The 23,912-nt window shown below is 38.0% G+C and carries 23 protein-coding genes; 11 read left to right on the top strand and 12 right to left on the bottom strand.

From position 1 onward, the window contains the following. The 11 genes from B2906_RS15820 to B2906_RS15770 form a co-directional block, all read right to left on the bottom strand. Positions 1 to 1,626 carry a hypothetical protein gene (locus tag B2906_RS15820; RefSeq protein WP_286941619.1) on the bottom strand — a complete coding sequence of 542 codons (1,626 nt, stop codon included), beginning with the start codon at positions 1,624 to 1,626 and terminating at the stop codon, positions 1 to 3. Further along, positions 1,623 to 3,164, bottom strand: a complete 1,542-nt coding sequence (locus B2906_RS15815) for a restriction endonuclease subunit S (RefSeq protein WP_286941617.1) — start codon at positions 3,162 to 3,164, stop codon at positions 1,623 to 1,625. Before B2906_RS15815 ends, B2906_RS15820 begins: the two co-directional genes overlap by 4 nt. Then, complete coding sequence (locus B2906_RS15810; protein WP_286941615.1) at positions 3,161 to 4,426, bottom strand: DUF6161 domain-containing protein; 1,266 nt, start codon at positions 4,424 to 4,426, stop codon at positions 3,161 to 3,163. The genes B2906_RS15815 and B2906_RS15810 overlap by 4 nt, the downstream gene beginning before the upstream one ends. A gap of 4 nt (positions 4,427 to 4,430) precedes the next feature. Continuing rightward, positions 4,431 to 7,229: a DEAD/DEAH box helicase family protein gene (locus B2906_RS15805; RefSeq protein ID WP_286941612.1), complete on the bottom strand. Its 2,799-nt coding sequence runs from the start codon at positions 7,227 to 7,229 to the stop codon at positions 4,431 to 4,433. A gap of 439 nt (positions 7,230 to 7,668) precedes the next feature. Further along, positions 7,669 to 8,394 (bottom strand): hypothetical protein, encoded by a 726-nt coding sequence (locus tag B2906_RS15800; RefSeq protein WP_286941608.1) that lies wholly within the window; start codon positions 8,392 to 8,394, stop codon positions 7,669 to 7,671. Beyond that, a complete protein-coding gene (locus B2906_RS15795) occupies positions 8,378 to 8,866 on the bottom strand; it encodes a hypothetical protein (protein ID WP_286941606.1) in 489 nt (162 codons plus the stop codon). The genes B2906_RS15800 and B2906_RS15795 overlap by 17 nt, the downstream gene beginning before the upstream one ends. Further along, positions 8,863 to 9,411, bottom strand: a complete 549-nt coding sequence (locus B2906_RS15790; RefSeq protein ID WP_286941604.1) for a hypothetical protein — start codon at positions 9,409 to 9,411, stop codon at positions 8,863 to 8,865. Before B2906_RS15790 ends, B2906_RS15795 begins: the two co-directional genes overlap by 4 nt. Next, positions 9,408 to 9,698, bottom strand: a complete 291-nt coding sequence (locus tag B2906_RS15785; protein ID WP_286941602.1) for a helix-turn-helix transcriptional regulator — start codon at positions 9,696 to 9,698, stop codon at positions 9,408 to 9,410. Before B2906_RS15785 ends, B2906_RS15790 begins: the two co-directional genes overlap by 4 nt. 121 nt (positions 9,699 to 9,819) lie before the next feature. Beyond that, positions 9,820 to 10,479 (bottom strand): hypothetical protein, encoded by a 660-nt coding sequence (locus B2906_RS15780; RefSeq protein WP_286941600.1) that lies wholly within the window; start codon positions 10,477 to 10,479, stop codon positions 9,820 to 9,822. A 122-nt stretch (positions 10,480 to 10,601) separates the two neighbouring features. Continuing rightward, positions 10,602 to 10,796: a hypothetical protein gene (locus B2906_RS15775; RefSeq protein ID WP_286941598.1), complete on the bottom strand. Its 195-nt coding sequence runs from the start codon at positions 10,794 to 10,796 to the stop codon at positions 10,602 to 10,604. A gap of 50 nt (positions 10,797 to 10,846) precedes the next feature. Beyond that, complete coding sequence (locus B2906_RS15770) at positions 10,847 to 12,178, bottom strand: site-specific integrase (RefSeq protein ID WP_286941595.1); 1,332 nt, start codon at positions 12,176 to 12,178, stop codon at positions 10,847 to 10,849. Positions 12,179 to 12,664: 486 nt separating this feature from the next. Between B2906_RS15770 and B2906_RS15765 the strand changes: the two genes are divergently transcribed. Genes B2906_RS15765 through B2906_RS15755 form a run of 3 tightly spaced genes read left to right on the top strand, consistent with a single transcriptional unit; the run spans position 12,665 to position 14,134 of the window. Further along, the gene (locus tag B2906_RS15765; protein WP_091648791.1) at positions 12,665 to 12,904 is read left to right on the top strand and encodes a helix-turn-helix transcriptional regulator; all 240 of its coding nucleotides are present in this window, start codon (positions 12,665 to 12,667) and stop codon (positions 12,902 to 12,904) included. Further along, positions 12,876 to 13,190, top strand: a complete 315-nt coding sequence (locus B2906_RS15760) for a HipA N-terminal domain-containing protein (RefSeq protein WP_286941592.1) — start codon at positions 12,876 to 12,878, stop codon at positions 13,188 to 13,190. The genes B2906_RS15765 and B2906_RS15760 overlap by 29 nt, the downstream gene beginning before the upstream one ends. Further along, entirely contained in the window at positions 13,187 to 14,134 is a 948-nt protein-coding gene (locus B2906_RS15755; RefSeq protein WP_286941589.1) for a HipA domain-containing protein, read from the top strand. Before B2906_RS15760 ends, B2906_RS15755 begins: the two co-directional genes overlap by 4 nt. 35 nt (positions 14,135 to 14,169) lie before the next feature. Here B2906_RS15755 and B2906_RS15750 read toward each other — a convergent pair whose 3' ends face one another. Continuing rightward, positions 14,170 to 16,386: a carbohydrate binding family 9 domain-containing protein gene (locus tag B2906_RS15750; protein ID WP_286941587.1), complete on the bottom strand. Its 2,217-nt coding sequence runs from the start codon at positions 16,384 to 16,386 to the stop codon at positions 14,170 to 14,172. A 303-nt stretch (positions 16,387 to 16,689) separates the two neighbouring features. Between B2906_RS15750 and B2906_RS15745 the strand changes: the two genes are divergently transcribed. From B2906_RS15745 to B2906_RS15710, 8 genes are all read left to right on the top strand, one after another. Continuing rightward, complete coding sequence (locus B2906_RS15745; RefSeq protein ID WP_286941584.1) at positions 16,690 to 16,917, top strand: DUF3820 family protein; 228 nt, start codon at positions 16,690 to 16,692, stop codon at positions 16,915 to 16,917. 458 nt (positions 16,918 to 17,375) lie between these two features. Next, a complete protein-coding gene (locus B2906_RS15740; RefSeq protein ID WP_091648814.1) occupies positions 17,376 to 18,182 on the top strand; it encodes a MotA/TolQ/ExbB proton channel family protein in 807 nt (268 codons plus the stop codon). A 56-nt stretch (positions 18,183 to 18,238) separates the two neighbouring features. Continuing rightward, complete coding sequence (locus B2906_RS15735; protein ID WP_091648817.1) at positions 18,239 to 18,568, top strand: hypothetical protein; 330 nt, start codon at positions 18,239 to 18,241, stop codon at positions 18,566 to 18,568. A 2-nt stretch (positions 18,569 to 18,570) separates the two neighbouring features. Continuing rightward, complete coding sequence (locus B2906_RS15730) at positions 18,571 to 19,200, top strand: ExbD/TolR family protein (RefSeq protein WP_091648820.1); 630 nt, start codon at positions 18,571 to 18,573, stop codon at positions 19,198 to 19,200. A 1-nt stretch (position 19,201) separates the two neighbouring features. Further along, a complete protein-coding gene (locus B2906_RS15725) occupies positions 19,202 to 19,666 on the top strand; it encodes an ExbD/TolR family protein (protein ID WP_091648824.1) in 465 nt (154 codons plus the stop codon). Between the two features lie 143 nt (positions 19,667 to 19,809). After that, positions 19,810 to 21,123: an MFS transporter gene (locus B2906_RS15720; protein WP_286941580.1), complete on the top strand. Its 1,314-nt coding sequence runs from the start codon at positions 19,810 to 19,812 to the stop codon at positions 21,121 to 21,123. Between the two features lie 3 nt (positions 21,124 to 21,126). Continuing rightward, a complete protein-coding gene (locus tag B2906_RS15715; RefSeq protein WP_286941576.1) occupies positions 21,127 to 22,599 on the top strand; it encodes an NAD(P)H-hydrate dehydratase in 1,473 nt (490 codons plus the stop codon). Between the two features lie 61 nt (positions 22,600 to 22,660). Beyond that, positions 22,661 to 23,848, top strand: a complete 1,188-nt coding sequence (locus B2906_RS15710) for an MFS transporter (RefSeq protein ID WP_286941572.1) — start codon at positions 22,661 to 22,663, stop codon at positions 23,846 to 23,848. The last annotated feature ends 64 nt before the right edge of the window (positions 23,849 to 23,912 follow it).

The following is a 23,912-nucleotide window of genomic DNA, read 5'->3' as shown; positions in this document are numbered from 1 at the left end:
TTATTTTACAGTTTCTAACAAAGCTTTTTTCTCGTAGTCAAACGCCCAATATTCTAGCTTAAGGTTGAGGGATTTTCTAAGGTGTTTTATGTAGGCTTGATCTGAGGGTAAGGTTTTATTTTGGGATACAATTACAAGTTTATCTGCTCTGAAGTCCGCTGGGTACATGGCATATTCTAGAACTTGCCCAAGTGCTTCCCTGATACAGGCTTTAGCATTAGGATAGGTTTTTATTTCAAAGAATGTGGCCTTCTTTCCTTTCCAGCCTATCATATCAACCTTTGAGGATCCCATAATTCTCCTTTCATATTCTACATTTTCAAAACCATTTTTCTTTAAATACTTGAAAAGCTCTTCTGTAATCCTGTAATGGATATGCGGTATCTCGGAAATTTTTGGTCCACTAATCCTTTTTGAAGAATCAGCTAGTTTGGGCGCTTTATAATTTTCTGAAGATGGACCAAACTCATCATCTTCTAAAACTTCAGCCAATTCACTAGGAAGCTCCTTAAAATTCAAAAGATTATACCTAGTGCTGGGGATTGAAGCATCTCCAATCTCCACCTCAATACTATTGTCATAAATCAGGGCATTTTCAGGCTTAAACCTAATATTAAAAAGGATATCCTCAGTCCATTTATTTAGATCTTTAGGGTTTAATCCCAAATCAACCAATTGATTCTCCATTTCATTATACCATCCTCTTTTTTTGTATTCAGCAATAATTTTGTTAGTCTGTTCATAATCAATAACCTCAACATCTTTCAACTCACCGATCCAGAACCTCCGTTTTGTTGTCCCATTGATTGTATATAAATGAATATTGAACACACTTCCTATGTACTTATTTCTGTATTTATGAATTGGTTCAAGCGATGCGTAATGATATCCTTGAATAAGTTTTGAAAAATCCAGTAACCATTCTTCGTGTCCGAATCCGGCTTTAGCTTCGTGGGTATTTGCTGTCCTACTTTTGCCAACATGCCCAGACGGCTTTACCCACCCTTCTGTATTGAAACAAATCCTAGCAACTTTGTCCAGTTTTATAGCCTGATCTATTTCAAGCTGCACATATTGATAAATTGGGTAGAGATATTCCAATTCCTCAATTATCAATTCAAGGTCTTCATCAGAAATGCTTCTTGCTGGTTTGGGAATTGATTTTCCAACAAAAAGGAATTTACCGAGAACCCGGTGTTTATCGGAAATTTTTCCAACTGGAACACTCTCAGTTCTATCTGAACCATTCCAAACCCAAAAACTCTCTTCTGATAAAACTCCGGGATGTTCTTTCAATAATTGATTAAACCTAGACACCTGATTTTCCAATGTTGTGACTGGATCTGGATCGTTACGACTGGGTTGAAAATTGAATGCAAGGCCGAATCTAAAAATCGGTTTCCCTTCGTAGTCAGGTTCTTCTGCAATGTTAAATTGAAATTCCTTCAGTCCTCCGTAGTGATAGGTATACCTGGCATTTAAAAGCTCCTTCTGGTCATTAAAAAACTTTTTGCTGACCTTTAGTAGTCCTAATTTCTCAGCCCTTTCTGGTTGTAGATTTTTAAGGATGGAGTCGCCATCTATTATCCTCTGGTTAAGTTCCTTTACTATTTCAGAAAAAGTCATGATTTCTTAGCTTTTGTTTTCTCACTCTTAATCCTCTCCAGCAACTTCTCAGCTGGCTCCCAATCCACTTCCCTGCGACAGGCTTCCAACTCCGCTTCCGTAAGCAACTTTCCTTCAAAGGCTTGCTTCAATATACTTTGTCGCAGTGATTCTGATTTCAGGAGATTGAACTGTATGGTATCGGCCAACTTATCAGCAACCGAAAGCCTAGATTCGATTTCTTGGACGATTTGAGTTTGCTCTTCTAACGATGGTAAAGCAATCGGTGCCTGTCTAATTGTAGCCATCGACAAGGATGGTTGGGCTACTGCTTTAACAGCTGCCATCATTAAATTTTTCCCTTTAGCAGATTGAAAAAATAATTCGATGTACCGAGAATTTAACTTAAGATATGGTCTAGCCATACCAATATTAGGCCCAAGAAAATACTTTTGATTTAAAGGTACCATCGCCACATTCCCAGTTCCTGCCCCAACAAATACTATTAAAAGCTCTCCTCCAAATAATTGTGATCTAGTAAGCATTTTGACTGACCCAGTTTTGACTTTCGAAAACTCTGTCTTCCTAAATCCTGATAATCCAACATTTTCAGCTTTAAGAACAGGAAGATCACCCTCAGTATCATATTTCACATAGTCTGTATATTCAAAGCCAGCTAGCTTGGTGACAAAACAAATAGTTCCCAATTGAGTCCAAACCCAGCTTCTCGGTAAATCCCATTTTCTTACTTCATGATCAGGGCTTGGAGGGTCCGGTACTGTCAATGGTCTTGGTTTCTTTGGCCTGTCTCCTTTTTCTCCATTTACTTTCCATAGTGAAAAATCTGATTCCCATTCTAAAACTTGACGCTCCAAAAAACTCGAACGCCCTTTCATGATTGATGTATGCAAATCTTCTTGTGAAATTAGATTTACTTGGCTTTTTCTCCACTGCTCAGTAAATCCCCCCTCAAACGCCTTTTTCAGTACAGCTTGGCGGTAGATTTCGAGTTTGGCTTGGGCGGATTTGAGGTTGGCGATGGAATGATCCAACTCACTAAGCAACTCCTCGATCCGGGCTACAATCGCTCGCTGCTCGGGGAGGGGAGGAAAGGGAATTTCAATTTTCTTTAAGGTACCTAAGTAAATACCTTTTTGGGCGGTTCCTTTTGAATTGGCATCAAAAATTTTTTGAATATTAGGTGATCTAAGTGTAAAAGATAAATATTTTGGATTTACCCCAAGAGGCTTAATCAAAGCAACACTTCTTTGAAGGGTAAACTTTTCAATATTTAAAGGGACCACAGTTGACCTTCCAATTGTACCAACGATTGTTAATAAAACATCATTAGGTTCGACATTCGCTCTCTTATATTCTCCTTCAAATTTTAACGGATCGATTAGCCGAATTTTATCGAATATAATTTCTCCATTAAGTATGTTTGTGGCACTTAACATTGGTAATCCAATTTCCATTTTTGGAGGAGGATTATGGGAACCATCAGTTATTTTCGATGATATTTGATCAAGTTTTGCAAAACTCCAGTTTTCAATTTTCATTTCCCACTAGCAATTACCTTATCAAAAATATTTCCTGGCATAGTTGGAGAACCTTCATCTTTTAAAAGTCCTGTATCTGCTCGACTAAACAAGGACTGCATAATTAAATGTCTTTCTGTTGGGTCAATAGCCTTTTCTTTTTGCATGGCAAGAAACACGTATGTCAACTGCTCCCTTTCCTCTGCATCACGGGAAAGATGGAAGGTACTAAATGTCATTTTTGATAGGGTTTTTATCAAAAAGGCTAAAAAAGAAACAAGGGTAATAAATATAACAGACCATTTCACTGCCGTTGCAGTATCGTCAAAAATATCTTTTAAAGTCCCATCCGACAAAAGTTGTAAAGCATAAATAAATATTCCAACCCCAGCAATTATTGATAAAATTAATCCTACAAGCCACCATCTACCTTCAGTCTTCAATGATTTTGCTCTTTTATTCCAATATTGAGCAGGAGCCTCAAGTTTTAGCTTTTCATGATAAAGATTTTCTAAGTATGTAATTTTCTCATGAGATGAGGCATCAAATTCTGAGAATGATTTTGAAGTTTTTCCAAACCAGTCCTCGTACTCTTTGGTCTTAGACTCTTTGTATTTAATTATTTCATCGATTGTATCATCCGTTTTCTTTTTTAAATCTCCTGAATGAGAAATAAAATCACCTTCTGATTTAGAAATGTATTCATCTATGTGATTTCTAAATCTTGATAGAGATGATTTTTCATTATCCCTCCTTTTTTTGATTTCAGTTTCTCCTTTTTGAAAGTATTCGTATGCTAGAATAACTCCATTCAAATAGTTCCTATCCTGTATGCCTCCCGGAGAAATATTACCAGTTAAATAATTAACAGCACCAGAATAATATTGCTTTTTACTTCGAAAGATTTCGAGTAAGAAATCTGTATTTGGCGCATCAAATTCAAATATGATTTGACTATTTGAAAAGAATCTTCCTACTTGATCTGTCCAGCCAGATTTAAAACCAGGTTCATTAGTTGAAGATTTATAGCTATTTATAAAGCTAACAACCCTCTTTTTCAGGTCTTCAAATAATTTCAATGAATCCTTGAATTCATTAGGCAAATCACCTTCCAATGATTGAAACCCTTTAATTTGATTCTCCAAATAATCATAGAAGGCTGAAACTCCTGTTAGCTTTCGATTAATACCAGTTTTTGGCACTGAAACTTGAATTTCAAGATTGACGAAAAAATCCTTCTTCGTTGCTTCAGAAATTTCTTTTTTTATTTCTTTTAAGTTCATTTTATTACGCTACCAATTCTTCATTTAATTCCTGAATCACTTTTTCCATATCAGCTCCAAACAGCGCCCACATCTTGCCCCTGCCTCCATTTTTATCAAAAGGTGTATAATCCAGATCATCCAGTCCAATATGGAAGCTGGAAGCGATATGATCTTTAATCATTCGCAACCAAGCCAGTTGCTCTTCTGTGAACTTGTTATGCTGTCCGGCATTTTGTTGGAAGATCCACTTTCGGAAATTCTCATTCACCGTTGCATCATAAGATGTAAGCTGAGTATCAATTCCTGCCACTTTGCGGATCAGGGAAACTAAGGTGATCAATTCATTTTTGGGTGAATTTTCCTTCACCTGATCCAGTTGTTGATAGGCCTCCCAGATATAAGTAGGTGCTAGCATGGGTCTATCCAGTTTGATTCGATCCAGCAGATCCTTGACCATTTTCAGGGTCAGTTCTCTTCTTCGGTAAGGCTGATCATAGAAAATCTCCAAAGCGATAATTTCATCCTTATGTGTTTGAATGTACTCAGTAAAATCCTGAATGACCTGTTCTGCTTTTTCAGTGGTGAAGGTATCCCACTCCGCTCGGATCACTTTGTCCACATTCACTCCATCAATGACTTGATCGTGTGCTTTTCGTACTTTCTCTACATACTCGGTGAGTTCTCCTGTGAATACTTTTGCAGCAGAAGTCCGAAGCTGATCCACTTCCTGAGCTATGGTTTTGGAAATTTCATCTGGTGCCTGCCCGATTTTTTCCTGAGACACTTTTTGTTCTATTCCTTCTATCACGTCAGGATTATAGGCATTCAGTAGGTCCTTGATTACGGTTTGTAGGCTCTTTCCTTCTGCCAGTTCAGCAAATTTCTCTTTCTCTGAAGGATTCAATTCTTTTTCTAGGCGAAGTAATCTGTTTGCAAGAGATAGAAACAAATCTTCATCCTGTGCACCCATTTTCACTGCTCCCAACAAATCCTTTAAAGGCACTGTTGGCTTCCGCTCCAGTGGCCTGCTGTCTGTTTTCTTGGATTTGATAGCTCCAATCGCATCGACAATGACAAAGTGTGTTTTGGTATGTTTGGCAGTTCGGGTGACTTTTTGCAGATCATCAAAGTTGATCGTGCGTGTGCCCCTCCCTTTCATCTGCTCGAAGTAATTGCTGCTTTTCACATCTCGCATAAACAGCAAAACCTCCAATGGTTTTACATCCGTTCCAGTTGCAATCATATCCACTGTAACAGCAATTCTCGGTGCCCAGGAATTCCGGAAACGGTTTAAAACTGATTTGGGATCTTCTTCGATTTTGTAGGTTATCTTTTTACAGAAATCATTACCCTCCCCAAATTCCTCTCGCACGATATTGATGATATCATCTGCATGGCTATCTGTCTTTGCAAAAATCAATGTTTTGGGCACTTCAAATTCACCATCTTCATCAAACCGATCTGGGAAAATCGTCGGTAAGGCTTCTTTAAATGCTCGAACAACCGTTCGGATCTGACTTGGACTCACTACTTCCTTGTCAAGCTTGTTAGGCGTGTAAACCAAGTCATCATCCAGCTGTTCCCAGCGTTTCTTTCGAGTAAGTTTTTCCCGTTTGTCTACAAACTCTTTTGCTTTGATCACCGACCCTGCTTTGGTGATTTCTGTTTCAATGGTAAAAACATCGTAAGGGACATTCACTCCATCTGCGACTGACTCTTCATAGGTGTATTCAGATACCACATTTTGATTGAAAAATGCAAAAGTTCGCTTGTCAGGCGTTGCCGTCAAACCAACCAAGAATGCATCATAATAATCCAATACCTGCTTCCAGAGGTTGTAGATCGATCGGTGGCATTCATCGATGATGATAAAGTCAAACTGTTCAATAGGATTTTTCTGAGTGTATGCCACAGGCAAAGGGTCTTTTTTCTGCCAAGTCCAGCCTGATTCATTTGGATTCTCTTCTTCAGCGGACTCTTCCAATTCCTTGCCTTGCAAGATTGAATACAGGCGTTGTATGGTAGAAATACAGACCTGACTATCTGAAGCAATGTAGCTTGAAGTCAATCGCTGCACATTGTATAATTCGGTAAACTTCCGGTTATCATCAGTCGGTTGATACTTCAGGAATTCCTGTTCTGCTTGTTCGCCCAGATTCTTAGTATCTACTAAAAACAGGATGCGCTTTGCTTTGGAGAACTTCAACAAACGGTACACAAATGTGCAGGCTGTAAAAGTTTTGCCAGCACCTGTTGCCATTTGAATCAATGACTTAGGATTGTTTGCCTGGAATGATTTCTCCAGATTCCTGATTGCCGATTTCTGCGCAGGACGTAATCCCTGTTCATCTAAAGGAGGAATATTCAGCAATCGTGCACGTAGGGTTTCAGCTTGTCCATTCCATTCCGCTAATGTTTCTGGCTTATGAAAGTGAAAAATCGGCCTTGATCGAGGTTTCGGGTCTCTGTAATCTGTAAACCGAGTCAAGGCTCCAGTGCTTTCATATACAAAAGGAAGGTTGCCTTGATTCAAGTATTTGAGTTTACTGGTTGCGTATTCAAAAGATTGATCCTCAACTACAGTCAATCGTTCTCCTTCTTCTTCTCGCTTTGCTTCTATCACTCCAACTGGCTTGCGATCCACAAACAGAACATAATCTGCAGGACCTGAAGAAGTCTGATATTCCCGGACTGCTATCCCTTTTCCACCTGAAAGGTTTACTTCATTTTTGGATTGCACCAACCAACCAGCCTGCTCCAATTGGCTATCAATCAGATCTCTTGCGATTTGTTCTGGGTTTTGGTTGGAACTAGGAGTCATGAAAAAGATTTAAAAAGAATTTCAAATTAGAGATTTAATTTGAAAAATGTTAAGGAAATTAAAATCGTTTATTGAAGTTAGTTTGATTTTTTCTGGTGAAGTTGATTTTCAATGCAAACCGACATTTAAAAAATAGCCTTTTAGGTTCGCATTTATAGATTCTAAAAAAAAATTGCGTTTTCATAAAACTGCTAGAATTTTATTGATCCTTTGATTTTTCAATTAAAGTTGATCAAAACAAATCATAGGCATAAAGTATTGCATTCACTTGCGAAAACCACTTAATCTTGGAATCCAGCAAATTCCAGAAAAAAAAGAGTCGAAAATTTAGTTTTCGACTCCATGTGAAGTTTTCTTTTGTTTAGTATTTCTTAGATAGTATTCCTTAAAGAAGCCTTATTTATAGGTTCGTATCAAGGTAATAGTAATGATAATCGAATTAGTTCCTATTTCTATTCCTAATTAGTTCCCTCATTTCTGCTTTTACTTCATTGAGAGTTTGGTTTTTTTTCGCCATCCTATCCTTTTCCGAAATCTCCTTGACTACTTTTTTCTCCTCTACATAGTAGACCAATTCCTTGAAAGAACACGTCAAAGAAAAAATTATCCCTCTTGATTTCGGCAAATATACTAAGCCGTTATAGGTTTCTAAATATTGAAATACTCGCTTTCTTCTTTGGCTTTTGGATTTCATCCAATAAGCAATTTTACTCGGAATAATTGCAGCCCTTCCTTTATTCTTGTAACCTGAAAGCCCCGCCATTCTTGCAAGGATCAAGTCATTTGGCACCTTACACCATTGCTTTTTCTGGATGATTGATTTAAATGCAGAATATGCAAGAAAGCAAATCAACTTGAACTCATCAGTTTCATCACGGATCTTGAAATAAGTTTTTTTATGTATCCCTGTCCAAGGTAAATTGAAACTATTAAATGAATCATAAAGTAGTTTGCCATTGGAATAAATTCTGTTTGCTCTAGATTTTGGAATACTAATATTCCATTCTTCCATAAATTCATCCAAGTCATCATAAATAGCATCTTCCGAATAAACCATTTGAAAAACTGAATAGTCAAAAATGTTTGCAAAGCATTCTTTAGAGTTATTCATGAATCCATGTAGCAACTGAATGGGGAAGTTGAAGAACTTACTTGACTCTTTCATTTCCTTTTTGATCTATTCTTCTGAAAAACTCATAGATAAACCCATCGAAGTTTCTGGCAATTATGTAAATACCACCAGCTGCCTCTATGCGTCTTTGATATTCCTTTTGAGCATCGCTCTGTCTGTCATTTCCAGCTTTCACTTCAACCTTGACACTGATCCCGTTAAATGTTGCTGAAATATCTGCTGTGCCATCTTTGCCATTCCCCTTAACCCAAATTCGCTCTCCCTTTCGATCTAGCTGTTGACCCATGTTGTTGATCCTTTCCGCAAATCCGCCTTGTAAATTGAAGAAGGCAATAATTGAAGATGTCAAATCATTGGCTGTATGATCCCGAAAAGTGATTTTCCTTCTTGCATGGGAAGGAACAGACGGATAGGATTTTGTCATATCCACCTCCATCAGTCTTGTAAGTTGTTTCAGTGGTGGTTCTTGAGAATACCTATCCCAAACCTGAATCATTGTTTTCATACCTGTATTGGTTTGGTTTGTTCAATGATCTTGGATGTACATTTACAACATTTCAGGACCTTTCTAGGAGGTTGTCCAGTAGTATTAATTTCTTGTATGATCTTGTTGACAGTAGTAATCCTTTTATTTCCTTTTGGATAGTAGGATTCAAAAAGATACAGTCTGAAATTGGATCTGTCTACGCTAAATTGAATCAAGACTAGGTTTAGGATTGTTTTACAGTCCATAAAAGTCCTCAGGTCTCCATAATGCCAATCTGTGTAAATAGTCTTTCGCAGTCCAGTCAGAGCTTTCACGTAGCCTTCTTTGTTTTGGAATGTCAAAAGGTATTCGGCCACAATTTTTGCCTTGTAACAATACTCCAGCTGAACATTGGCAGGAAGAAGTTCAAGTCTGAAAGCAGGCTTAGTGATATATTCCAAATCCTGTTGGTACCAATTGCCTTTTCCAATGGCTTTGTAGCAGATCGGATTGAATATATTCGTATCTTCGTCAAGTCTTTTCCCCAAAGAGACTTTCCGGGAGGTTTGAATGGATTCTTTCATTTTGACCTCCTTTTTTTGTTTTCCAATGCTTCTAATACTTTGTCCAGGTCATACCGAACTACAGAACCTACCTGGATGAAAGGGATTCTATTTTCTTTTCTCCACCGTGACAGGGTGGGCCGGGTGACACCGAGTTTTGCCATTAGCTGATCGGTGTCAAGGATAGTTTGTGATTGCTGTTGATTTGTGAGCGAGTGACCAGATTCAAGTTGCTCTTTAATCAATTTTGCCATTTCATCTTTAAACCGATGAAATGGAATTGGGATGAGAATGAATGGTTTTTCCATGAAACTTTGATTTGTTTTTTCGAAAGTTCATGGGGCCACACTATCAGTTTACCTGGGTGAAAAGTGGGTAAACTTAAAATTGGGTAAAATAAAATTTTTAATCATTTGATAATCAATGATTTTATTTTCGAAAAAATTCACTTGATCTACCTTCTTTAGAATTGTAATCCTGAGAGATTTGATCATCAAATTCATTGACAGCAAGTTCATACGCCTTTTGATCGATTCGTTTCAAAATCTCAAATGCTTCTGTAAAATCTCCTCTATAAAAAACTCCAGGTGTCCACCCTTCTTTTTTTCTTAAATGGACTATTGACTTATTGTATGCAGATATTCCTTTGCCTTTAATTTCGATTAGTTTTAGATACCCCGATAATTCAATTGAATTTGCAGTTTTGGGAAATTTGGTATTGCCTGACTCCATTAAATAATGAAGGACAATTCCATTAACCCGAGAATTGGATTCTTTTGCATTTTCTTCACTATGTCTGGACCATTGATTAAGCTGCTTAATTATTTCCCTGAGCTTGTAATGAAAAAAATCAGTGACCTTGGTCGGATCAGAGGATTCCAAAAAGAGCCCTTGAATTGAATATTGCATCAAATGCCAATTTTCAGGTTTATTTCGATCAATCTTGTCTCTGTTCTTAAAGTAAGAGTTTTCAATTTCATCAAGTTCAGCTAAGGCATTTTCTGGTTGACCTTTCCTTCTGAAAAAATCAACCATTTCCTGTATTTCCTCTAGATCAAAATTGTACGGATATCCATTGTCTGTTTTCATGTTCTCTCCCCAAAATTTTTTGTTTCAATGTCAACTTTTGTCAACATTTGGGAAATGTTGGCTTTTGTTAACATTTACCATTTGTTGTCTTGTACATGGTTGATCATGCTCGATGCTGACTCTTAGGATTGATTATCTGCTAACTGTTTGTATGCTTCAGTTTGAATTTTGGTTAATGCCATGATTGAAAACATTGTTTCTGAATTGGTACCGTCTTGTTCTGCTTTGTCTGCCAGAGCATGTTGGGCATTTGCAATGTTCTCCAGAAAGTGAAACAGTTGTGTTTGATTGGCGAATTTGAGTGTTATTTTAGTCATTGTTGTATGGATTTAAAGTGTGTTTTGGAATGTGTAGTTTTGACAAGTTTTTATACCGCCTTCATAATCTCTGTTTTCCCCCAAACACGTTCCATTTCCTTGATGCTGTGTGTTCTGCTCAGATTGACATATCGCTTGAAACTTGCGTAGGATTCATGGCCAGACCACTTCATTACCGTTTCCACAGATGCGCCACGTTCTAGGGATAAAGTGCAGAATGTTTTTCTCCCTGTGTGTGCTGAAACCAGTTTATGTTTAGGGTATACATTTCTGATTGGTTCGGCTCCTTTGTATCGGACAATTTCAACTGGTTCATTAATTTTTGCAACAGCACAAATCTCCTTGATGTATTTCGATAATTTGGGGTTCGAAATCTTCGGAAGAGGCTCTGCTAAATCCTTGTATTTTTCCAGAATTGAAATGGAATCTGGGTTCAATGGGATCTCCCACAATTTACTCCCCTTCTTCATAGTAAGCTGGATCGTCTGTCCTTTAATATGCTCCCGTTTGAACTGATCGTAATCGGAATACCTCATGCTGGTAGCACAAAGGAAAATGAAAATATCCCTTGCTTTCTCGTGCCTACTAACTCCTTTTAGGTCTACTTCCTTTAATGCTCGGTATTCTCCCTCAGACAGGGTAATGACTTCTAGTTTTTGACGTTTGATTGTGAAATCCCTGAATGATTGATTCATTTCGATTCCGTGTTTCCTTGCATACCCTAACAAGGTTTTTAGGGTGCTGAGCTGTTTGGCAATGGTAATATTGTTTAAAGATGCCTTATGTTCAATTAGGTAATTTTGAAACTCTTCAAAAAAAGAAAGTCCGATTCTATCAAACGTCACCTTTTTGAAGGACCACTTTTCGAAATCTTCCAAATGGCTTTTCAATTGGGAGTAAACGCCTAAGCTTCTTTTTGCCCGGCTTGCTTTGTTTCTTTCAATATAGGTGTTGATGAAATCTGGGACGGTCGGAATATAACGTTTCTGTTTTTCAACCATTTTTTTACCTATCGATGGAAGGCTTTCTTGGTATTTTGAAAATATGTTCTCAACAGTGTAGGTTTTGTCATTTAGTCTGAATCCGTCTTCTATGAAATTTAGCCTTGACCTGATTTTTTCCAAAAGTCCATTGATTCGGTCAATATCTGACTCCATCAATAATACGGATGGTTTGTTTCCACCTGATATTTTCGAAAACTCCTTTCTATTTCTATAAATAGCTTTCTGTGCAGATTTGTCCCAATTGGCAGCAGGAATGCTTAATTCTGTTGCAATTCTCTTCCGCTGTTGCGAAACTGACATTATACATGAAATAGGAGCGTTGCCGTCTTGGTTTAATTTATCCTGTCGGATTTCGAACCGAATAGTAAGTTTTGCCATGTTTTCCCCATTTAAAACACTAACAATGTAGTGAAATAATCATTTGGGGTGTTAATTGGGGTGCAAAATATTTTTATTTAGGTTGATTTCCATTTGCTGATATTTTAATTAACCCTTTCTAAAACCCAATTATGGTGACTTTTGAAGTAATTTTTGGTGTTATCGGTAAAATAGGTTCGAATCCCTTCCTCTCTGCAAGTTAAAACCCTAACTATCAGAATTTTAGATAATTAGGGTTTTTTTAATTTAACCAGTTGCGAAGTCGTCCGTTTTTTTAAAAAGAGCCTCGGAATAAATTTTCCAGAATAGCACTCCATCTCATTTTATAAGGCAATGAGTAGAAACGACACTTAAATGAAGTAATAGAAAGTTGAATTAAAAAATATACCCGCAAGGGTATTATAATCATTATTTTTTAATAATTATACCCTTTTAGGTGTAATTTGGTAATATTTCTTTAAATTGTACCCATAAGGGTATAAATATATGACTTGGAATAGAAATAATGCCATATCAGAATTTGTTCGAAGGAGAAGAAAGGAAGCTGGGCTAACTCAATTGGAACTAGCTGATATTTCTGGTGTGGGAATACGGTTTATAAGAGAATTAGAACAAGGGAAACCGAATCTGATGGCGGATAAAATCAATCAGGTTTTATTGTTTTTTGGTCACACATTAACTCCAACTGAAATAAGTGATGAGACAAGGAGAAATTTGGGTAGCTAATCAATTGGCAGGAATTCTGGAAGAAGGTGAAGATGGGTATACATTTACCTATTTAGACAAGTACCTGAAATCAAAGAACCCATTGCCAGTTTCGCTGACATTGCCATTGCAAACAGAATCATATAAATCAGAAACTTTATTTCCTTTTTTTGACGGACTGATTCCTGAAGGATGGTTATTGGATGTTGCACATCAAAATTGGAAATTGAATCCAAGAGATAGAATGGGTTTGTTATTAAAAACTTGCAGGGATTGTATAGGGAATATTAGTGTGATTGAAATATGAATTTTTGTCTTGCATGTAATCTGGCATTAAATGGAGAAGCTCAATATCATCAAAAGTGCCTCAAAGATTTTTGGAAGGAAGATAAACCTGTTTTAAGTCTTAATCTGGACTTGGCTAATATTAAAGAACTTGCAAGAGAAAACATTTCTCAGAGGATAATTGTGACAGGAGTACAGCCAAAACTATCACTGGGTTATATCGAAGAGAAAAAAGAGAAGAGATTAACGATTGTTGGAGCCTTGAATGGAAAATACATATTAAAGCCTCCATTTGATCTTTATCCTCAAATGCCGGAAATCGAGGCTTTATCGATGCTGATGGCCAAAGAGGCTGGAATAGAAACAGTTCCCTTTTTGCTAATACCTATGCTAGGTGGTGAATTAGCCTACCTCACAAAGCGAATAGATAGAAGTCCAACCAATAAGAAGTTTCCAATGGAGGATGCCTGTCAATTTACAGGAAGACTTACCGAACATAAATACAGGGGTTCCTATGAGCAGATTGCAAAAGCCATTATCAACTTTAGTCATAACCCATTATTGGAAGTAGTGAAATTCTATCAACAGGTTATCGTCTCATTTTTGATAGGAAATAATGACATGCACTTTAAGAATTTTTCTTTGATAGCATTTAAAAATGGTGAATATCAATTATCTCCCTCTTATGATATGATTGCCACGAGCTTATTGATAAAAGACGATCCGGAGGAGTTAGCATTGAATCTTAATGGTAAGAAGAGAAAACTATCAAGGGAGGATTTTAATAGTGCCATGTCAAAATCCAGCATTCCTGCCAAAGCAATCGAAAATCTTTGGGGTAGAGTCGAAAGTGGGGTTCAAAGTTGGTCCGAGATAATCGACAAAAGTTTTTTGACCAAAAACACTAAGTTGGAATTCTCTTATTTAATTCAAGAAAGGGCGGGTCGACTGGGATTGAAATTATGATTTAAACGGTTGGCTTTTATTTTTCGCAGTTTGAATCAAAGATTCAACCAATAAGTCATTTTAAATACTAAGGCTCTTGACTTGGAGCTTCCAAACTGAATAAATCCATCAGGGTTCATTTCTGCCAAATAATTGTCCGTGTAAACCAAGAAAATATCCGACACGGGAGCAAAGCGCCATTGCAATCGGGAATTGATATTTACATTCTCGATTTGGCTGTTATATTGGACAAAAGTGGTCCAAAAAAGCTGCTTACTGAATGTAAAATCGAACCTTGGACCTATCAGGAAAAGATTGGAATCATTGTAGGGTTTGGGAAGTCTGATTCTGTTGAACTCGAAATCCAAACTGGTAAAGCCCAAAGGTTGATATCTCCACTGAACGCTCCCCTCCAAGTTGATTCTCGTTCCATTGAAATATTCGCCGGATCGAGTACCGAGATTGAAAGAAATGATTTTTCTTTCATCAGAACTGTACCGTGCAATGATCAAGTTATTGGTGTATTCGGTATTGGCCGGTAAAGCGAGCCCATCTGATCCACTGGGATCAAAGCCTCTGAAGAGATAGGTGTATTGTCTTCGCGCCCGCAATGAAAACCGCGCTGAGGATTTCCAATTGATGTCATATAATAAATTGACATCCCAGTCCAAAAATCCATAGGTCTTATTGCCGACTACATCAAAATCGAATCCTGGTCCGTGTCGCTGAACTCCTCCAGTAGAAGGGAAGAAGCTTCGGCGATAAGTCATAGCTAATTGTCGGATGTCCGTTCTCCGAACAAAACCTACCTCCGGTGCATAATTGGTGCCAACGGATTGAGATCGCATTTCCAAAGACCATTTTGGGACATTATATTCAAGTTCCACACCCATTGCGAAGGCACTGTCTTTTGCTACTTCATTGATATTCTGATGATAAAAGAACTTCCCGGTAATTCGGTTATCTGCTGAAGCTAAATTATAATCCACCCCAAAGGTCCTGTCATAGGCATTATACAAACTGTCAGCATATTTTTCGCGACTCTGGAAAGTTTGCTTATTGACAAGGAAGGCTGAGATATTGGATCTGGTAAATACCTTTTGCTGTAAAGAAACCATAGAATAATTATAGGATGGCAAGCTTGCAGCTTGATCATCAGAGACCTGCATGCTCAGAATTCCTACGCGGAGATTGTCATTGGCCTTTCCACTGATTCTGGCTCCAAAAGGAATGGGAGATTGAATGTTCTGTCCGGTGCTTTCATCTCTGGATACACCAATTCTTCTGCTAAAAAAAGGTCGGGTACCTCTATTTCCATAATTCGAAAATAAGTCTGCATTTTCCAGAAAAAACTGTCTTCTTTCAGGAAAGAAAATCTCGAATCTATCCAAATTGGTGACTTGCTGATCAACTTCAACCTGAGAAAAATCCGGGTTTACAGTTAAGTCAAGATTCAACCCGGGAGTGATGCCGTATTTGATATCAAACCCTGCGTTGAAGCCCGTTACAGCATCAGTTTTATTTTCAAAATTCTTACTGGAGTTGCCTGATATATAGGGAATAAATGAAAGGTTTTTTCCTGATTTCTTGGTGGGTTCTTCCCATTGTGCAACACGCAATACTGCTAGATTAAAGAGCGTGAAGTTTCTGGAAATTGGTGCCCAAGTTGACCTTTCGGCACTTTCACTGTCAATTCGATAAAAGTTTATATTCCACTCCTTCTGTCCTTCATTGAATCGTAAGGAATTCAGCGGAATTGCCATTTCCGCTACCCAATAGCCTCTGTATTGTTTTGCTTCCCCTTTCCATACATTATCCCAATCGAGTGAAAAAGAACTCTCACCAGTTCCTCCGTTTGCGACCAAACCTTCCCTTCTTACGCCAAAAGGATTGATACCAAAAGTAAATGCATTGGTTCTATCTTGAAATGTGTCAAAAATGACTGTAAAATTATCATTTGCAGCTCCCCGAAAGTCTCGCCTTAAGGAAGGAGTGACATACTTTCTATCCTGGTTATTGCTGTAAAGTATTCCTAGTACATAGATATTTTTATCATCGAAAAGAACTTTGGCTACCGATTGATTAACCGCTAAAGAAGAGTCGAAAGGGAAATATTGCACCCAATTGTAGGCAGAATCCGCTAGGTTCCACGCCTCATCAATCTCCCCGTCTATTTGTATAGGTTGTTCAACCCTTTTGAACACAATATTCTGAGCAGAAAGTCCACCTATACTCAAACTAAAAACTAAAATAAATAGAATTTTTCTTAGCATAGTGCAAAGTACGGCCGCTTATTTGGGGGGAGAATCTTATTTATATCAGCGGTACTTTCTTGTCTATAGCTTGGGTGTTATTGAATATTATTATTGACCAAACTTTGGGCTGATATGTTATTTTTAAATCATAGCTGAAGTTTTAAACTCTAAAAAAGCAAGCTTATTCCAGCTGTGATTGAGTAGGGTATAAGCACAAACTTCATTTTCAAAAGGAATTTGACTTTAAAAAAAATGCCTCAGGGAAGAAAATATTTACTTCTCATTTCCACCTATTCTCTTTCTTCCACTTAGTTTTATTGGATGAACCCAGAAATACTGATTGATTTAGTGACCAAGAGAATGCCTTTTGGAAAATATAAGGGCCGTCTACTTTGTGATGTGCCAGAGCATTACTTGGTTTGGATGCATGGACAGGGGTTTCCTGAGGGAAAATTGGGAATGTGGTTACATACCCTTTATGAAATCAGATTGAATGGGCTGGAGCAAATTTTGACAGATTTAAAAAGAAAGTATGCTGGAAGAGTTTAGGAGACTGATTACTCTTCGAAATTTTAAATATATGAGATTAAAAAAGGAGGAGTACAGAATCCATAAAAATTGTTCAAGCCAATAATTTATTCAGCTATTAAAGAGCTTGAGTTAGTTTTTAGATAAGGATTTTCAGCACATTAGTAAATAATTTTCAGATTTTACCAAAGAATTTATTGAATACCTTTTTTGGTACAATTCTTTCGTTGAATTGTTTTTTCTTTTGGCTAAAAATGTGAACCTTTCGCCGAGTTTAGAAGAATACGGGTCTTTTTGAAGAATCAAGAAAATTCCCCGCTCGTGTAAAAATTGGCTTAATCATGCTCTAAAAGCGGAATTTTTCGAAAAAATCTAAAAGAGTCCATTGTTTTTTGAATATAAAAAATGATAACTTTAAAACTCGATTTTAGTGTAGAAACCATTTAACCTTTATCAAAAGTCTATTTAAAAATCACATTATGAGAAAGTTAATCGCTTTGTTCATGCTTGCAGGTATCCTATTCGCGCCTGTTTTCGCTAACGCACAAGAAGCAGAATCAGATTCTGCAGCACAAGAAGAAACAACCCCTGTAGCAGAACCTGCTGCAACTCCGGCCATCGTAGACGATGAGATCGTAGAGGAGGAAGTAGGCTTTCACCAAGTAGTTAAAGAAAAATTTATCGAAGGTGATCCTCTTTACATGACTCCAGTATTGATCTGTTTGATCTTAGGTCTTGCAGTGGCATTGGAAAGAATCATCACTTTGAATCTTTCTACTACCAACACTAAAAAATTGTTGGCTAAAGTTGAAGATGCTCTTTCTTCTGGAGGAGTTGAAGCAGCTAAGGACGTTACTAAAAGTACTAAGGGTCCAGTTGCCTCTATCTTTACACAAGGTCTAATGAGATACTCTGAAGGTATCGAAATGGTAGAAAAATCTATCATCTCTTACGGTTCAGTAGAAATGGGACGTTTGGAAAAAGGTCTTGTTTGGATCTCCCTATTTATCTCCCTTGCTCCGATGTTGGGTTTCATGGGTACAGTAATTGGTATGATCGGTGCATTCGACTCTATCGAAGCTGCTGGTGATATCTCTCCATCCCTTGTAGCAGGTGGTATTAAAATCGCCCTTTTGACCACAGTAGCTGGTTTGATCGTAGCGATCATCCTACAGTTGTTCTACAACTACTGCGTGGCTAAAATTGACTCTTTGGTTAATGACATGGAGGATGCTTCTATCACATTGGTAGATATCCTAGTGAAGCACAAATTGACTGGTAAGTAATAACTACCGGCATTTGCTGAATTTCAATCAATTGTTAATCCCAAAGAAGACATATTATGGATACTTATGATATTTTACTTTACGGAAGCTATCTACTCATTGCAGTAGGAGCTGTCGTATCCATCCTGATGCCTTTGATCCAATCTTTGGACAATCCAAAAAGCTTGGCAAAGACAGCCGCTGGCATCATTGGAATCGTAGTGTTGTTCTTCATTGCTTATTCTATTTCTAGCAACGAAGTACTTCCAAAATTTGAGGCAGACCCTTTTAACTTGACCCCTGCTGGTTCTCAGTTTGTAGGTGGTATGCTGATCACAACTTATATTCTCGCAATCCTTGCTCTTGTGAGCATTGTGTTTACAGAATTCAATAAAGCTATTAAGTAATTATGGCCAGAAAGAAAAATAGAATGAGCCAGGAGGTTAATGCAGGTTCGATGGCAGACATCGCCTTCCTGCTCCTAATCTTCTTTCTCGTTACTACGACGATCGCTTCGGATAAAGGTATCTTAAACGTACTTCCTCCGAAACTCGATCCTAATAATCCTCCGCCAGAAATTGATAAAAACGAGCGTAATATCTTTACGATATTGATCAACGCAAATGATCAGCTTTTGGTAGAAGGTGAATATGCTGAAGCAGACGGTTTGGATGAAAAGATTAAGCTTTTTGTCTTAAACTTTGGTCAGCCAAATGAAGAAGCTCAAGGTTTGTATAATTCGCTTCCAGCTTCTCTGAAAGCGATGTCTAGAAGAGACCCTGAATCATCTGATCATCCAGGAGAAGCGGTAGTATCTATTAAGACCAACCGTGGAACTAGCTATGATAGATATTTGGAGGTTTTTGACTTAGCAAAGAAAGCCTACTTCGAAATTTATGCTGAAAGGGTAAATCTCAGAACGGAAGAGTATCGTGCCTTAACAGGTAAAGATGAAGCTGAGCAGTCTTTGATTGACCGAGGAAAAGAAGGAATCCCAATGGCGATTTCTATTGCAGAACCTGATAAAATTGGTAGTTGATATGGCAAAGTTTAGCAAAAAGACCAAGACTTCTGAGAATATCCCAACCTCTGCCTTACCAGATATTATTTTCATGCTTCTATTCTTCTTCATGGTAACAACCGTGTTGAGGGAGCAGGAAATTTTGGTAGAGCAGAAGATACCTCAGGCTACCCAGCTTCAGAAGCTGCAGAAGAAGACATTGATTTCTTATATCTATATTGGTAAGCCAAAAAATACAGGCCTTTATGGCTCTGAACCTAGAGTTCAAGCCAATGATGCTTTGCTTACTCCTGCTGACATCGTTCAGTGGGTAAACCAAGAAAGAGATATGCTTCCAGAAGCTGATAGAAATATGATTACTATTTCTATGAAAATTGATAGAGATGTAAAAATGGGTCCGATTTCGGACGTTCAAACAGAACTAAGAGAGGCTGATGCCCGGAGGGTATTGTATGCTTCTGTGGGTAAAGTTCAAAAGGACTAAAAAACCCAATATTTAAAAAAGCTGCTTCAATCATGAGGCAGCTTTTTTTTTGCCCTTTTGGTATTGCTCTTGTCTCCGATCACAAAAAATAGATTAGAATATCCTCTAATAAATTGTATTTTTCTAATTCATACCTGCGATCAATGCTAGCCAACCTGAAAAATAAAAAGAAAGTCCAAAATGCTTGGGCTATGTATGACTGGGCTAATTCTGTCTATAGTTTGGTCATTACTTCAACCATCTTTCCTGTTTATTACAATAGCGTTACCAAAGGATTGGATGATTCAGATATCGTATCTTTCTTTGGTTTTGAGATCATTAATACAGTCCTGTATTCTTATTCTATCTCTTTTTCTTTTTTGATCATTGCCATTATCTCCCCTTTACTTTCGGGTATGGCTGATTCAAGTGGAAAGAAACTTGAATTCATGAAGTTCTTTGCCTATTTAGGGTCAGCAGCTTGTGTTGGATTGTACTTTTTTGATGCAAGTAATGTGGAATGGGGAATCATCTGCAGTATCACTGCAAGTATTGGATATGCAGGAAGTATTGTGTTTTATAATGCCTATTTGCCTGAAATTTCTGAGGAGAAAGAATATGATTTACTGAGTGCCAAAGGCTTTGCCTTAGGGTATGTAGGTTCAGTAATACTTTTGGTCGTAAATCTTTTAATGATCCAAATGCCACATTTATTCGGGATCCCTGATGGAGGTGTAGCTGCAAGGTTATCTTTTTTAATCACGGGAATTTGGTGGGCTGGCTTTTCTCAAATACCGTTCAGAATTCTTCCAAAAAATCCATACAACAGGAAATTGAAAAGGGAATTGCTCTTTCATGGTTATCAGGAGATAAGAAAAGTGTTTTTTCAGATACGAGAAATTAAAGTCATGATTCGCTTCTTGGCTTCATTTTTCTTCTATTCCATGGGGGTACAAACGACTATGTATTTGGCGGCTACTTTTGGCGACAAGGAGTTGGGCTTACCAGGAGATCAATTGATCATGACTGTTCTTATCATCCAATTTGTAGCCATAATAGGTAGTTATCTGTTTGCTTTTATATCCAAAAAATATGGAAATAAGGTTAGTTTGGTGATTATGGTATTGATCTGGACAGGGATCTGTGCTGCGGCTTATTACGTGTATACGGTTTATGAGTTTTTTGCCTTGGCTTTTGTCGTTGGAATGGTCATGGGAGGAATTCAGTCTTTATCGAGATCTACTTATTCCAAGCTCATTCCAAGAAATACCACTGATCACGCATCTTTTTTTAGCTTTTATGATGTGACGGAAAAAATGGCTATCGTTTTGGGTACTTTTTCTTACGGAGTCATTGAACAGCTGACTGGGAATATGAGGAACAGTGCCTTATCTTTAGGTATATTTTTCTTAGTAGGCCTAGGCTTTTTGCTATTGGTAAGTATTCCAAAGCAGGAATTGTCTCATTCAATGGTATAGATCATGATCAAGATTTTAGCAGGAGAAAGTGTTTCCAAACTGGATCAACTCCATTGTAATAGCGCTAATATCAGTTCCTACGAGTTGATGGAAAAAGCTGCACAAGAATTTGAAAAATGGTTTTACCAGCAAGAATTCTCAAAAGAATCTCCAATTCTGATATTCTGTGGATCGGGAAATAATGGAGGTGACGGTTTTGCGATAGCAAGATTATTATCTCAAAAGAATCACAAGATTTTAGTAATCAAATGCTTTGGAGATAATTCAAAATTAAGTGCAGACGCCGGCAAAAATCTTGAAATGCTTCCGACTAAAGTTAAGGAAGTCTTTTTTAAGGAGTTTCAGGCGCCTACAGAGCCTTGTATTATCATTGATGCATTTCTAGGCGTTGGGTTGAGCGGTCCCTTACGTGATAGCGCAAAACCAATTATAGAAAGGATGAATTCTCTTCAGGGGAAAAAAATTGCTATAGATATTCCGTCGGGTCTTCCTTCGGAAGAGATGGGTTCAGAGCTTTCTTTTCAGTCAGATGTGACAGTAAGCTTTGCTTTTCCAAAACTTGCATTGATCCTTCCTGAAAATGCGGAAACGGTAGGGGATTTGGAAGTATGTGATATTGGTATTCCAGATACTACGTATGGGGAGTTTGAAGGAAGCCTCTATTTTATTCAAGCGAAAGATATACCTGCTTTGCATAAAAAATTCCATCGGTTTTCCCATAAAGGAGATTTTGGGAAAATCCTGTTGGTGGGAGGCGGACATGGAAAAATGGGAGCTATTATTTTGGCGGCAAAGAGTGCATTAAGGACAGGTTCAGGACTAGTCACTTGTCATATAGAAGAAAGCGAAAGACTCAGTATTCAGGCTGCTTTACCAGAGGCGATGTGTAATTGGGGGCTGATTCCCAATGCTGACTATTATGATGCTGTTGGAATAGGCCCGGGCTGGGGCATAGAAAGTAGAAAGAATCAATTGGAGGCTTTGCTGAAAGACTTTCATTTCCCAATCGTTTTGGATGCAGATGGGATCAATATTTTGGCAAAATTTCCGGAATTGATTCCTTTGGTGACCAAGAACTCAATTCTTACTCCGCATATAGGAGAGTTTCAAAGATTGGTTGGCCCAGCATCCAATCATCAGGAAAGAATGAATCAAGCAAAAGACTTTGCTATAAAGCATGAGTTGATCTTAATCCTAAAAGGTGCAAATACAGTGATTTCTATGCCTGATGGAAGGCAATTGATCAATAGCACAGGTACTCAGTTTATGGCTACAGGAGGAGCAGGTGATATTCTCACTGGAATGATTACTGCTTACTTGGGAATGGGATATAGTCCGGAATCAGCGGCAGTTTGCGGGGTTTTTCATCATGGATTGGCTGGTGAGTTGGCGGGAAAACGAAAAGGTAGAGGAACCATAGCAGGTGACATCATTGAGTCGATCCCGGAAACCTATTTTTATTTGGGTATTTCCTGATTTAACATAGTAAAAGCAAACTTAATTTTTTTTCTTGTGGTTCAAGGCTAAAGCAATTTTGATGAAGAAGGAAAAATTACTGCTTTGGACTTTGGCAGCTATCAATTTTATCCACATCGTGGATTTTATGATTTTGATGCCTTTAGGTCCGCAGTTGATGCGTGTGTTTGATATATCGCCCCGGGAATTTGGACTGCTGGTATCTTCCTATACTTTTAGCGCAGGTATTTCCAGTTTTTTTGGAGCATTCTTTCTAGATCGATTCGATAGAAAAAAGATTTTGCTTTGGGTTTATGTAGGATTCTCTGTTGCTACCCTTGGTTGCGCATTGTCACCAACTTACCCGATTTTGTTATCCGCAAGGATTGTTTCTGGCCTCTTTGGAGGACTGACTTCCGCTCTGATTTTAGCTATTATTGGCGATGTTATCCCAGATGCAAGAAGGGGAAGAGCCATGGGGTTGGTCATGGCGGCTTTTTCAGTTGCTTCTGTTTTAGGTGTTCCTTTAGGTTTGTTTTTAGCTAGTTTGTCGGACTGGCATACCCCATTTTATATCTTAACAGGCTTGTCTGTAATTAGCTTAGGAATGATTTTCCAATACGTTCCCAATATTACTGAGCATCTTGGAAAAGAAATTGTCAGGCCTCATCCCTTGGAAGTAGTTCGCAGAGTGACAAGCAACCCTAATCAAATGCGGGCAATCACTCTCTCTGTAATGATGATGTTTGGGCAGTTTATGATCATTCCTTTTTTGAGTCCGTATACAGTGGCTAATGTTGGCTTTACGGAAATGCAGTTAACCTATATCTACATGGCTGGTGGAGCCTTTACCATTTTTACCTCTCCTTGGGTTGGGAAGATGTCTGACAAGTATGGGAAACTCCGGATTTTTACGATTTTCATGACCCTTAATGTGGTTCCAATTGCGATTATTACCAATTTGGGAGTTACACCGATACCTTATGTGTTATTAGTGTCGACTTTGTTTTTTGTTACTTCCAATGGACGGTATGTACCTGCTGCAGCAATTATTACGGGCACCGCGCGGCCCGAAAATAGAGGGAGTTTTTTGAGCTTTAATTCAGCGATACAACAATTGGCCACGGGTTTGGCATCTTTAATTGCAGGGCTAATTATTGGAGAAAATGCAGCAGGTGAATTGACTAATTTTAATTTGGTCGGATATATCGCCATTTTCTTCAGCCTACTGTGCATCCCTTTGGCCAGAAGGGTTAAGGTAGTGAGTTAGGAAAGCCATTGTTATTTGAATTCATGGAATAATTCGAGATATTGAAAGCCTGGGATGAATTCTC

This window comes from Algoriphagus sp. UBA3586, from assembly GCF_002376385.1.
Classification (GTDB): Bacteria; Bacteroidota; Bacteroidia; order Cytophagales; family Cyclobacteriaceae; genus Algoriphagus; species Algoriphagus ornithinivorans.
Note: the sequence above shows the minus strand (reverse complement) of the source record. Positions and strands in the feature narration are given on the sequence as shown.